We start from the raw sequence: 9,905 nt of genomic DNA, 5'->3' as shown, positions 1-9,905 counted from the left end.
AGCGTCTTTAGGCGCTGGCTGGTATTATGGGCTTATAGCCCTTGATCAAACCACCCGTTAGACGGGTGGTTATGATTGTTAAATAAGCAAAGGCTAACCTTACATTTCAACTCTATTATTTTTCAATATTACCAAAAGTTTAAGGAGTCTGGAGTATAGATCATTGAAATGTTTTAAACAACAAAAGAAAACGCTTGCATAACTTCTAGAAAAACGTAAAATAGAACTATCAGACTCACGATAATAATAACTACGAGGAGTAGAATCATGCAAAAATACTGGTGGCACAAGGCTACGATTTATCAAATTTACCCCAAGTCATTCATGGATTCCAACGGTGATGGCATCGGTGACCTCAAGGGGATTACAAGTAAGTTAGACTATCTTCAAAAGCTAGGGATTACAGCCCTTTGGCTCTCGCCTGTTTATGATAGCCCGATGGACGACAATGGTTATGATATTGCTAACTATGAGGCTATTGCAGATATTTTTGGAGACATGAGTGACATGGATGAGCTTTTGGCGGAAGCCAAGAAGCGTGATATTCAAATTGTTATGGACTTGGTGGTTAACCATACGTCTGATGAGCATGCATGGTTCATCGAAGCGCGTGAAAATCCAGAAAGTCTTGAACGAGATTTCTACATCTGGCGAGACAAACCTAATGAGTTAGTATCTGTCTTTAGTGGATCTGCTTGGGAATATGATGAGACCTCAGGGCAATATTATCTGCATTTCTTTAGTAAGAAACAGCCAGACCTCAATTGGGAAAATCCACAGTTGCGCCAGAAAGTTTATGACATGATGAATTTCTGGATTGATAAGGGAATCGGTGGTTTCCGCATGGATGTGATTGATATGATTGGTAAGATCCCAGATCAACTGATTGATACAAACGGTCCAAAACTTCACGATTATATCAAGGAGATGAACAAGGCAAGCTTTGGAAAGCACGACCTTCTAACCGTTGGTGAAACTTGGGGAGCAACACCCGAAATTGCTAAACAGTATTCAAATCCTGATAATCAAGAACTTTCTATGGTTTTCCAGTTTGAACATATTGGACTTCAGCATAAGGCAGATAGCCCTAAATGGGAGTATGAGAAGGAGTTGGATGTTACAGCACTTAAGGCTATTTTTAATAAATGGCAAACCGAGTTAGAGTTGGGACAAGGGTGGAACTCACTTTTTTGGAATAATCATGATCTGCCTCGTATTCTTTCAATGTGGGGAGATACTGGTGTCTATCGTGAGAAGTCAGCCAAGGCCTTAGCTATCCTTCTTCATCTGATGAGGGGAACACCTTACATTTATCAAGGTGAAGAAATCGGAATGACCAATTATCCTTTTAGAACTTTGGAAGAATTGAATGACATTGAATCTCTCAACTATGCCAAAGAAGCTCTCGAAAAAGGGGCATCGCTAGAAGTTATCATGGACCAAATCCGTCAGGTGGGTCGTGACAATGCTCGAACACCAATGCAATGGGATACGTCTAAAAATGCTGGATTTAGCATATCGGATAAGACTTGGTTACCTGTTAATCCAAACTATAAGGACATAAATGTTGAATCAGCCCTTGCCAATCCAGAATCAATTTTCTATACATATCAGAAGCTCGTAGAGCTTCGTAAGACTCAAGATTGGTTGGTAGATGCTGACTTTGAACTCTTGGAGACAACTGACAAAGTCTTTGCTTACATTCGGAAAACCAAAGATAGCAGTTATCTGGTTGTAGTCAACCTATCAGACCAAGAACAAGACTTCTATTATGATTTCGAAAGAGCAGAAGTTGTCATTGCAAATACCGAATTAGAGCCAATTACAGACCAAGGCAAACTCCAAGCTTGGGATGCTATTTGTGTGAAGATGAAATAAAAAGAAAAGTGGTTGCCAACTAACTGTTGGCGACCACCTTTTGTCTATTAAATGATTGTTATTTCGTACTTTCTCTCAGAGTCAGTTTAGTGCCCAACATAGTAAGTGTCGGGATTTCTCTTGGAGCCAAGACTTGTTTATTGAGGACATCCATGGCCGTTCGTCCCATTTCTTCGGTGTAGACAGTAATACTAGAAAGTGGCGGATAAACTTGTTTGGCTAGACTGGTGTCATTAAAGGAGATAATCTGGATATCTTCTGGGACATTAATGCCATTTTCCTGAAGGGCTCTAAGAGCACCGATAGCCAGACTATCACTAGCTGCAAAGTAGGCATCTGGTAGGGGTGTACCACTTGCTATTTTAGAGGCTAAAAGGTCATAGCCAGATCGAACTGTAAAATTACCTGAAAGAATCAAAAGAGGGTCATAGATGCTCTTTTCAATACAGTAGTTACGATAAGAACGTAAACGAGGCTCCGGAACGATTTCAGTTGAATCCGTTGTTTTTTCTTGCCCTGTTAAAAGACCGATGCTCTTACACCCTTGCTCAGTGAGATAACTTAGTGCCGTTTGAACAGCATTTTCAAAGTCAGTTGTCACACAAGGATGTCCCTGAAGTAGGGTATCACTATCTACAAAGACCAGTGATTTACCCAATGATTCCAATTCAGTAATCTGTTCACGACTAAACTTTCCGATACAAAGTATACCTATGACTTCTTCAGCGAGACTAAAAGGAATGTCATTGAAATAACGAAGCATCTCGTAGTCTAGCTCATGGGCTCTTGTTTCAATTCCAAGCCGAATGTTGTAGTAGTAGAGATCGTCTAACTCATCTTCCTCACTTACCCATTGGATAATTGCCACTTGATGTTTTTCTTTTTTCAAGTTTCCGATTTTCTTATGTTTGGTATATCCGATTTCATCTGCCGCAGTTAAAATACGGTGCCTGGTTTCTTCAGTAACGGAGAGGTTTTCATCTTGGTTGAGAACACGTGAAACAGTTGCGATTGATACATCAGCCAATTTTGCGATATCTTTTAATGTAGCCATATTGTTCTCCTTTCATCCAAAGTATATCATAATTTCTAAAATTTTACCTATTTTTTACTAAAAAAACAGTAAAAATATTGATTTTCCTTGTGAAAGGGGTTACACTGTTAGTGTAAAAAAGAATAAGTGAGGTACATCCTATGAAGACATCACAGTTAAGAGAAAAGTTTAAAGAAGTTTTTGGTGTAGAAGCAGAACATACTTTCTTTTCTCCAGGTCGTATTAATTTGATTGGTGAACACACTGACTACAACGGTGGACATGTGTTCCCAGCAGCTATTACCTTAGGTACTTACGGAGCGGCCCGTAAACGTGATGACAAAGTTTTGCGTTTCTTCTCAGGTAACTTTGAAGATAAGGGAATCATCGAAGTTCCACTTGAAAATCTTCGTTTTGAAAAAGAACACAACTGGACAAACTATCCAAAAGGTGTTCTTCATTTCTTGCAAGAAGCTGGTCATACGATTGATTCAGGTATGGATATTTACATCTATGGTAACATTCCAAATGGATCAGGCTTGTCATCATCATCATCTTTGGAATTATTGATTGGTGTTATTGCTGAAAAACTTTATGACCTTAAATTGGAACGCCTTGACTTGGTTAAAATCGGTAAGCAAACTGAAAATGACTTTATCGGCGTTAACTCTGGTATCATGGACCAATTCGCTATTGGTATGGGAGCTGATCAACGTGCGATTTACTTGGATACAAATACTTTAGAGTATGACTTGGTACCACTTGACCTAAAAGACAATGTTGTTGTTATCATGAACACTAACAAACGTCGTGAATTGGCTGATTCTAAATACAATGAACGTCGTGCTGAATGTGAAACAGCAGTATCTGAACTCCAAGAAAAACTTGATATCCAAACACTTGGTGAATTGGACCTCTGGACATTCGATGCATACAGCTACTTGATTAAAGACGAAAACCGTATCAAACGTGCCCGTCACGCAGTTCTTGAAAATCAACGTACACTTCAAGCCCGTAAAGCTCTTGAATCAGGAGATTTGGAAGGCTTTGGTCGTCTTATGAATGCTTCTCACGTGTCATTGGAACATGATTACGAAGTTACAGGTCTTGAACTTGATACTTTGGCACACACAGCATGGGAACAAGAAGGTGTTCTTGGAGCTCGTATGACAGGAGCGGGCTTTGGTGGATGTGCCATCGCACTTGTAAACAAAGATAAAGTTGAAGATTTCAAAAAAGCAGTTGGTCAACGTTATGAAGAAGTCGTTGGTTATGCACCAAGCTTCTATATTGCTGAAGTAGCTGGCGGTTCACGAGTACTTGATTAATGAGAAAGAAGTAGAGATTATGGCTGAAAATTTAGTAAACACTTTTGTAACTCTGGTTATTGAAAATAGTGATTATGAGGAATTGGACCGTATCTATTTGACAAACAAAGTTTTTGCTTTGGTTGGAGAAGGAGTTGCTGATGTTGAAACAGATAGCTCTGAGTTGATTGACCTTAAAGACCAGTTGCTTCAAGCAGGTGTTAAAGCTGGTTCTGTAGGTGAACTTAATGAAGAACAAGATATCATCGGTGCTCAACTCATGGACTTGATTACACCAAGCCCTAGCCTTGTCAATCGTAACTTCTGGGATACTTATAAATCTGACCCAGAGCAAGCAATTGCTGACTTTTATGCACAAAGTAAACGAAATGATTATGTGAAAGTCAAAGCCATTGCACAAAATATTGCTTATAAAGCACCTACTAAATACGGTGACTTGGAAATTACGATTAACCTTTCGAAACCGGAAAAAGATCCAAAAGCCATCGCTGCTGCTAAAAATGCGGTAGCTTCTGATTATCCAAAATGCCAACTTTGTATGGAAAATGAAGGTTATCTTGGTCGCATCAATCACCCAGCACGTAGTAATCATCGTGTTATTCGTTTCCAAATGGAAGGAAATGACTGGGGCTTCCAATATTCACCATATGCTTACTTTAATGAACATTCTATCTTCTTTTATAGTAAGCACGAACCAATGCACATCAGTCCATTGACGTTTGGTCGTCTCCTATCAATTGTTGAAGCATTTCCTGGTTACTTCGCAGGTTCAAATGCCGATCTTCCAATTGTAGGTGGTTCGATTCTTACACATGAACACTATCAAGGTGGTCGCCATACCTTCCCAATGGAAGTAGCAGGCATTAAAGAAAAAGTTAGTTTTGATGGTTACTCTGATGTTGAGGCTGGTATCGTTAATTGGCCTATGTCAGTTCTTCGTTTAAGAAGTGAAGATAAGGAAAGACTTATTGCTCTTGCAACCAAAATTTTAAATTGTTGGCGTGGTTATTCAGACGAAAAAGCTGGTGTCTTGGCTGAGTCTGATGGACAACCTCACCACACCATTACCCCAATTGCTCGTAGAAAAGACGGCAAATTTGAATTGGATTTGGTTCTTCGTGACAATCAAACTTCTGAAGAACATCCAGACGGTATCTACCACCCACATAAAGATGTTCAACATATTAAGAAAGAAAACATTGGTTTGATTGAAGTTATGGGATTGGCCATTCTTCCTCCTCGTTTGAAAACAGAACTTAAAGATGTTGAAGATTATCTATTAGGTCAAGGTAACCAAGTTGCTCCAATTCACCAAGAATGGGCAGATGAACTCAAAGCTCAAAATCCGAATGTTACGGCTGAGGAAGTGACAGAAGTTGTTCGACAATCTGTTGCAGATATCTTTGCTCGTGTACTAGAAGATGCAGGTGTTTATAAGACTAATAGTGAAGGCTTAGATCAGTTTAAAGCATTTGTAGATTTTGTAAATTTAGCTGATTAATTGTTTTTTCTGAAGAAAGGAGATAAGAAATGGCAATTTTAGTATTAGGTGGAGCTGGTTATATCGGTTCTCACATGGTTGATCGCTTAGTTGAAAAAGGTCAAGAAAAAGTAGTAGTAGTAGATAGTTTGGTAACCGGTCACCGTGCTGCCGTACATCCAGATGCTATTTTCTACCAAGGCGATCTCTCTGATCAAGATTTTATGAGAAAGGTCTTCAAAGAAAATCCTGATGTTGATGCCGTTATTCACTTTGCGGCCTATTCATTGGTTGGTGAATCAATGGAAAAACCACTCAAATATTTTGATAACAATACAGCTGGAATGGTTAAATTGCTTGAAGTTATGAACGAATGCGGTGTTAAATACATTGTCTTCTCATCAACAGCAGCAACTTACGGTATCCCAGAAGAAATTCCAATTCTTGAAACAACACCACAAAACCCTATCAACCCATATGGTGAAAGTAAGTTGATGATGGAAACTATCATGAAGTGGTCTGATAAAGCTTATGGTATTAAATATGTGCCACTTCGTTACTTCAACGTTGCTGGTGCAAAACCTGATGGTTCTATTGGTGAAGATCACGGTCCAGAAACTCACCTTCTACCGATTATTCTTCAAGTAGCTCAAGGTGTTCGTGAAAAAATCATGATCTTTGGGGATGACTACAATACTCCTGATGGTACAAATGTTCGTGACTACGTTCACCCATTTGACTTGGCTGATGCTCACCTCCTTGCTGTTGAATATCTTCGTAAAGGTAATGAATCTACAGCCTTTAACTTAGGTTCATCAACAGGTTTCTCAAACCTTCAAATTCTTGAAGCCGCTCGTAAGGTAACTGGTAAAGAAATTCCAGCTGAAAAAGCTGATCGTCGTCCTGGTGATCCTGATACATTGATTGCTTCATCTGAAAAAGCACGTACAGTTCTTGGATGGAAACCACAATTTGATAACATCGAAAAAATCATCGCAAGTGCTTGGGCATGGCATTCTAGCCATCCAAAAGGGTACGATGATCGAGGATAATTAAAATAATAAACAAAGGGTCAAAGAGTATATATAATTATTGTACTCTTTGTTTTTTGAGGAAAAAATATGAAAATAAGCTGCGAAATTATTGGAAAAGTTGATTCAGGCGATGTCAGTAAAATTTCAATGGAAAATAATAATGGTGTTGTCATTTCTACACTCACAACAGGTGCTACACTTCAGGAGTTTTTGGTTCCAACGGAAACCGGTGCTCTTAAAAATATAGTACTTGGCTTCAGTGATTACGAGGATTACTATAAGAATAACTTATGTGCCTGCCAGTCCATTGGTAGGGTTGCTGGAAGAATTGGGAAAGCTTCGTATACTCATAATATGGTTCTTTATAGTCTTCCTAAGAATGAGGGAGAAAACTGTTTACATGGTGGTCCAAAAGGAATGCAGGTTCAAAATTGGAACTATGTCACAAACCTGAATGATGAATATGTTGAGACTAAATTTAGTAGAAGACTTTATTCAAGTGTAGATGGCTTTCCTGGTGATGTTACAGTCTCTATTAGTTATAGACTTAACAATAATAACCGCTTAACAATACTCTTTGAAGCCTTCGATGTTACGGAGTCAACAGTCTTTAATCCGACAAACCATGTTTACTTTAATCTTAGCGACAAACAGGATTTATCAAGTCATGAGTTACAAATCTATTCAGACTATCGTTTAGAGTTGGATTCTGAGTTAATTCCAACAGGACAAAAAATTAATGTAGATGGAACGAATTATGATTTCAGAACGACAACTGACTTGCTACCTCGAATTGAAGCAAATAATGGTTTTGATGATGCCTTTGTAGTTGGAGGGGAAACTTGTGATCATGTGAAAGAAGTAGCTATTTTGCATGACAAAGAAAGCGGAGATGGTATTGAAATCTTCTCTAACAGAAATGGTTTAGTTATTTATACTATGGATATTATAGAGGATAATATTTACTTTGCGAGAGATCGAGGAACAATTGCAAAAGGACGAGAAGCTATAGCTATGGAAGCTCAAACACTCCCAGATGCCGTTAATCATACAGATTTTGGAGATATCATCTTGGAGGAGGGTCATAGTGTAAGCTATGAAATCGGTTTCCAATATTTTAATTCATCAAAATAACCATGTTTTAGTAAAAATTTAGTAAAAAATCACTAAAACTATTGACGATTTAAACTAATACTTATATAATGTAAGCGTATTCAAAAAAACAACTAACAGGAGGTTTTCGTAATGGGAAAATCTAAAGGTCAAATGAAGTCTCGTCTATCCTATTCAGCTGGTGCTTTTGGTAACGACGTCTTCTATGCAACGTTGTCAACATACTTTATCATGTTTGTGACAACTCACTTGTTTAACACAGGTGATCCAAAGCAAAATAGTCACTACGTACTATTAATAACTAACATCATCGCTATTTTGCGTATCTTGGAAGTATTTATCGATCCATTGATCGGTAACATGATTGATAACACTCATACTAAGTATGGTAAATTCAAACCATGGGTAGTTGGTGGTGGTATCATCAGTTCTATCGCCTTGTTGCTTCTCTTCACCGATTTAGGTGGTTTGAATAAAACAAATCCTTTCTTGTACCTTGTACTTTTCGGAATTATCTACCTTGTAATGGATGTCTTCTACTCAATTAAAGATATCGGTTTCTGGTCAATGATTCCTGCCTTGTCTCTTGACAGTCATGAACGTGAAAAAATGGCAACTTTTGCCCGTATTGGTTCTACTATTGGTGCCAATATTGTAGGTGTTGCCATCATGCCAATCGTTTTGTTCTTCTCTATGACGAACAGTAGTGGCTCTGGAGATAAATCTGGATGGTTCTGGTTTGCATTTATCGTTGCTCTCATTGGTGTGATTACATCAATTGCTGTTGGTATTGGTACACGTGAAGTTGAGTCAAAACTTCGTGATAACAAAGAAAAAACTAGCCTTAAACAAGTCTTTAAAGTTCTTGGTAAAAACGACCAATTGATGTGGTTGTCTCTCGGATATTGGTTCTATGGTCTTGGTATTAATACACTTAATGCTCTTCAACTTTTTTACTTCACATTTATCCTTGGTGATCCAGGGAAATACTCAATCCTTTACGGATTGAATACAGTTGTTGGTTTGGTTTCAGTTTCACTCTTCCCTAGCCTAGCTGGTAAATTCAACCGTAAACGTTTGTTCTATGGATGTATTGCAGTAATGCTCGGTGGTATCGGAATCTTTAGTATTGCAGGAACATCACTTCCAATGATCTTGACTGCTGCTGAACTCTTCTTTATTCCACAACCTCTTGTGTTCCTTGTTATCCTCATGATTATCTCTGACTCAGTAGAATATGGTCAATGGAAATTGGGACACCGTGATGAATCACTTACTTTGTCAGTTCGTCCACTTGTTGATAAACTTGGTGGTGCGATGTCAAACTGGCTTGTTTCTACAATTGCCGTAGCTGCCGGTATGACAACAGGTGCCTCAGCATCAACAATTACAACACATCAACAGTCTATTTTTAAGCTTAGCATGTTTGGTTTCCCAGCAGCAGCAATGCTCATCGGTGCCTTCATTATTGCTCGTAAAATCACTTTGACTGAAGCACGTCACGCTGAAATTGTTGAAGAATTGGAACATCGCTTTAGCGTAGCAACTTCTGAAAATGAAGTTAAAGCTAACGTCGTATCTCTTGTAAACCCTACAACTGGTCATTTGGTTGACCTCTCAAGTGTTAATGATGAACACTTTGCTTCAGGTAGCATGGGTAAAGGTTTCGCCATTAAACCTACTGATGGAGCTGTCTTTGCACCAATTAGTGGTACCATTCGTCAAGTTCTTCCTACTCGCCATGCAGTTGGTATTGAAAGTGAAGATGGTGTCATTGTTCTTATCCACGTTGGTATCGGAACAGTTAAACTTAAAGGTGAAGGATTCATTAGTTATGTAGAACAAGGTGATCGTGTTGAAGTTGGACAAAAACTTCTTGAGTTCTGGCCACCAATTATTGAGAAAAATGGTCTTGATGACACAGTACTTGTCACTGTAACTAATTCAGAAAAATTCAGTGCTTTCCATCTTGAACAAGAAGTTGGAGAAAAGGTAGAAGCTTTGTCTGAAGTTATTACCTTCAAAAAAGGAGAATAATC

The 9,905-nt window shown here is 38.5% G+C and carries 7 protein-coding genes; 6 read left to right on the top strand and 1 reads right to left on the bottom strand.

Going from position 1 to position 9,905, the window contains the following annotated elements; genetic code table 11:
- Positions 1–267 precede the first annotated feature (267 nt).
- Entirely contained in the window at positions 268–1,878 is a 1,611-nt protein-coding gene (gene dexB, locus H7T93_RS06580; RefSeq protein WP_201041704.1) for a glucan 1,6-alpha-glucosidase DexB, read from the top strand.
- Between the two features lie 58 nt (positions 1,879–1,936).
- Here the strand turns inward: dexB and H7T93_RS06575 are convergent, their stop codons facing one another.
- Positions 1,937–2,932 (bottom strand): LacI family DNA-binding transcriptional regulator, encoded by a 996-nt coding sequence (locus tag H7T93_RS06575; protein ID WP_201036512.1) that lies wholly within the window; start codon positions 2,930–2,932, stop codon positions 1,937–1,939.
- 140 nt (positions 2,933–3,072) lie between these two features.
- Here H7T93_RS06575 and H7T93_RS06570 point away from each other — a divergent pair, with 140 nt between their 5' ends.
- The 5 genes from H7T93_RS06570 to H7T93_RS06550 all read left to right on the top strand — a co-directional run bounded on the left by H7T93_RS06570 (position 3,073) and on the right by H7T93_RS06550 (position 9,903).
- Positions 3,073–4,239, top strand: coding sequence for a galactokinase (locus H7T93_RS06570; RefSeq protein WP_060934054.1), 1,167 nt, complete (start codon positions 3,073–3,075; stop codon positions 4,237–4,239).
- Between the two features lie 19 nt (positions 4,240–4,258).
- Positions 4,259–5,740, top strand: a complete 1,482-nt coding sequence (galT, locus tag H7T93_RS06565) for a UDP-glucose--hexose-1-phosphate uridylyltransferase (protein ID WP_064525316.1) — start codon at positions 4,259–4,261, stop codon at positions 5,738–5,740.
- A 29-nt stretch (positions 5,741–5,769) separates the two neighbouring features.
- Positions 5,770–6,771, top strand: coding sequence for a UDP-glucose 4-epimerase GalE (gene galE / locus H7T93_RS06560; RefSeq protein ID WP_002888050.1), 1,002 nt, complete (start codon positions 5,770–5,772; stop codon positions 6,769–6,771).
- Between the two features lie 69 nt (positions 6,772–6,840).
- A complete protein-coding gene (locus H7T93_RS06555; protein WP_201041703.1) occupies positions 6,841–7,887 on the top strand; it encodes a galactose-1-epimerase in 1,047 nt (348 codons plus the stop codon).
- A 111-nt stretch (positions 7,888–7,998) separates the two neighbouring features.
- Positions 7,999–9,903, top strand: a complete 1,905-nt coding sequence (locus H7T93_RS06550) for a PTS sugar transporter subunit IIA (RefSeq protein ID WP_201041702.1) — start codon at positions 7,999–8,001, stop codon at positions 9,901–9,903.
- The last annotated feature ends 2 nt before the right edge of the window (positions 9,904–9,905 follow it).

It is taken from the genome of Streptococcus sp. 9.1, assembly GCF_016648815.1.
GTDB lineage: Bacteria > Bacillota > Bacilli > Lactobacillales > Streptococcaceae > Streptococcus > Streptococcus salivarius_E.
Note: the sequence above shows the minus strand (reverse complement) of the source record. Positions and strands in the feature narration are given on the sequence as shown.

Excerpts from the sequence above, each read along its gene's own strand:
- dexB (WP_201041704.1), top strand. The coding sequence starts at position 268 with ATGCAAAAATACTGGTGGCACAAGGCTACGATTTATCAAATTTACCCC.
- H7T93_RS06575 (WP_201036512.1), bottom strand. The coding sequence starts at position 2,932 with ATGGCTACATTAAAAGATATCGCAAAATTGGCTGATGTATCAATCGCA.
- H7T93_RS06570 (WP_060934054.1), top strand. The coding sequence starts at position 3,073 with ATGAAGACATCACAGTTAAGAGAAAAGTTTAAAGAAGTTTTTGGTGTA.
- galT (WP_064525316.1), top strand. The coding sequence starts at position 4,259 with ATGGCTGAAAATTTAGTAAACACTTTTGTAACTCTGGTTATTGAAAAT.
- galE (WP_002888050.1), top strand. The coding sequence starts at position 5,770 with ATGGCAATTTTAGTATTAGGTGGAGCTGGTTATATCGGTTCTCACATG.
- H7T93_RS06555 (WP_201041703.1), top strand. The coding sequence starts at position 6,841 with ATGAAAATAAGCTGCGAAATTATTGGAAAAGTTGATTCAGGCGATGTC.
- H7T93_RS06550 (WP_201041702.1), top strand. The coding sequence starts at position 7,999 with ATGGGAAAATCTAAAGGTCAAATGAAGTCTCGTCTATCCTATTCAGCT.